This window comes from Dethiosulfatibacter sp., assembly GCF_983023055.1.
The window spans coordinates 11267-14426 of the sequence record NZ_CEZJXU010000013.1; the positions used below are offsets into that span (position 1 = coordinate 11267).

General features: G+C 35.2%; 2 protein-coding genes. Both read left to right on the top strand.

What is annotated here, in order from left to right; translation table 11 throughout:
- On the top strand, positions 1-2337 hold a 2337-nt coding region (locus AC3AX0_RS01420), incomplete at its 5' end, for a helicase C-terminal domain-containing protein (RefSeq protein ID WP_487548517.1).
- Positions 2327-3148, top strand: coding sequence for an aminotransferase class IV (locus tag AC3AX0_RS01425; protein ID WP_487548518.1), 822 nt, complete (start codon positions 2327-2329; stop codon positions 3146-3148). The genes AC3AX0_RS01420 and AC3AX0_RS01425, both read left to right, overlap by 11 nt.
- The last annotated feature ends 12 nt before the right edge of the window (positions 3149-3160 follow it).

Consider the following 3160-nt stretch of genomic DNA (forward strand, 5'->3'; position numbering starts at 1 on the left):
ATGTACAGTATTAACCTGTCTGTTAGAGCGTTGGCTGAATATGCATTTAGAAGCGGTCATTTGGACAATACATATATGAGCAATTCAAGAGCAATGGATGGTATTGAAATTCATAAGAGACTTCAGGAAATGGAAGACTCCGGCTATAAGAAGGAGTATCACCTTAAGAAGGAAGTTGAATACAAGGATATGGTATTTATTTTGGAAGGCAGAGCTGATGGCATCTACCAGGAAGAAGGTCTTTTTTTTGTTGATGAAATAAAGTCTACGTTTCTTAACGAGAAAGAGATTAGGGAAGACAATATCACCCATTGGTGCCAGGCATATATATACGCATATATATATGCTTCTATGAACAGTCTTGATTTCATGGGAATAAGGCTCAGGTATTGCAATGTTGAAACTTTCAAGACAGTGGAATTTGTAAAGACAATGGATTTTGTCGAACTTGAGAAGAATCTTTTCGATGCTCTTGAAAAATATCATTATTGGGCAAGGGCGGGTTTAGATTGGAAAGTATTAAGGCAGTCTTCCATTAAGGATATTGAATTCCCCCATAAAGGCTACAGGAAGGGTCAGCGGGAAATGTCCGTCTCTGTTTATCAAAGCATTAAGGATAGGAAAAACATATTCATTCAGGCCCCTACGGGAATAGGCAAGACCATTTCAACTCTTTATCCAGCAATAAAGTATATGGGTTACAAGAATCTTGACAAGATATATTATATGACAGCAAAGTCAACTACTAAGGAAATAGCATTCAATACAGTCAAGGACCTTGTTGAAAGAGGTCTAAAGCTGAAGACAGTGATTATAACGGCCAAGGGAAAAATATGCTTTATGGATGAATGTAATTGCGACAAGGACTACTGTCCCTATGCATATGGATATTTTAACAAGATAAACGAAGCTTTGAAATATTCTTTTGAAGAGTATGATATGTTTTCAAGAGAGGTTATTGAAGAAATAAGTGAAAAGTTTCAGGTTTGTCCATTTGAATTCACTTTGGATTTAAGTCTGGTGAGCGACCTTACAATTTGTGACTATAATTATTTCTATGATCCTAGGGCAGCGTTGAAAAGGGGCTTTGGAGAAGAAAACAAAAGCACCGTAGTGCTAATAGACGAGGCACATAATCTTTCGGATAGGGCAAGGTCAATGTATTCAGCAGAGTTATATAAAAATGATTTTCTTGAAGTAAGCAGACCATTGAAGAACAGGTTCAAAAAAGATTACAATGCCATGAGGAAGGTAAACAAAGTCATGTTGGAGATCATGAATACCCTTGATGGTGATAGTTTCAGCGTTATTGAAGAGCCAGACAGGCTACTTGGTTCCTTGAGAAACATGAACAGAACTCTTGATGAATGGCTTAAAAGAAACAAGAAGAATGAAAACTACAGCAAGGTACTGGAATTGTTTTTTCAATCTTCATCATTTTTGAAAATGTCTGAATTGTATTGCGGTGATTTTGACTATTATGCAGGTAAGGAAGACGGATTTAAGATCAAGCTTTTCTGCAAGAATCCATCAAATGTTTTAAGAGAAATTAATGAAAAGGTAAGGTCGGTAGTTTTTTTTTCAGCTACGCTTCTTCCGCTAAGGTATTATTCCAACATACTTGGCGGGGCTGAGGAGGATAATGCAATAAGATTTGAATCTCCATTTGATCACAATAACATGGATTTGATATTGAATAGTGGAATATCAATGAAATACAATGACAGGAAGAAAAATACTGAAAGGGTATGCCTGCTTATAAATAAATATATCAATGTGAAAAAGGGAAATTATATAATATTTTTCCCTTCATATACCTATATGAATGAAATCAATGACATATATTCACAGTATTATGATATGGATAATATTACGGTTCAAAAACCAAATATGTCGGAACCGGAATACGGCGAGCTAATATCAGGCTTTTACAATGATGATGAAAGAGTTGTTTTTTCAGTTATTGGAGGGGTCCTGTCAGAGGGCATAGACCTGATTGAAGACTTCCTGATTGGAGTTATGATTCTTGGTGTAGGTCTACCTAGAATAAATTTTGAAAGCGACCTTGTAATGGAATACTTCAGAGAAAGATACAATACAGGCTTTGAATTTTCATATATGTATCCTGGTTTTAACAAGGTGCTCCAGGCATCAGGAAGGGTCATAAGAACAGAAAAAGATGTGGGAACAGTACTACTTGTAGATGACAGGTATTCTGAAAAAAGGTATAGGAATCTTTTTCCAGATTCATGGAGCAACTATAAAAAGGTAAATAATTTAAGTGAACTCGAGAATGAATTGATTGAGTTTTGGCGGGAGAAGAAAGATGAGAGATAGTATAATGGAAAAGGGATATTTAAACAGCAAATTAGTACCCCTGGAGGAAATATTCACAGTTCTTGATGGAGAAAAAAAACAGATTTACGAAGTTGTTAGAATAATTGAGGGTAAACCTCTTTTTTTGGAAGAACATGTTGACAGGATGAACAAAAGCATCAAGCTTATAAATCTTGAGAGAATCTTTAAATATAGTGAAATTGAAGATATTATATATATGCTGATTGATGAATATAATATAACTGAAAATAATGTTAAAATTGCATATTTTGAAAACTCTGAAGAACATGTTGTGGCCTATTTTACAAAATCAAAATATCCTTCAGAGGAAAAACACAAGGACGGATACAAGACTGTATTGATCTATGAAGAAAGAGAAATACCAAATGCTAAAATCGTCAATAACGAGTTGAGAAGTTTAATAAATAATATTCTTGAAAGCGAAGGAGCGGATGAATGCATTTATGTTTCTGAAAACGGGGAAATACTTGAAGGAAGCAGAACCAATGTATTCTTTATAAAGGGGAATACTGTACTGACTGCTCCAGACGAAGGTGTTCTTCTAGGAACTACAAGGAAGAAGATTTTGGACATATGCATAAAGGAAAGGATTGCACTGCAAAAAAGGACTCTTATGATTGAAGAGTTAACTTTCTTTGATGCTGCATTCATGACAGGCACGTCAATAGATGTAATGCCAATAAACAAAATTGGAGAAATCGAGCTTAAGTCCAGCAAGAACAGGATAGTTGAAATAATCAGAGAAGAATACACCAGAGCCATGAGGCACAATATAAGGATAAACTTGTAACAATGGGGGCTT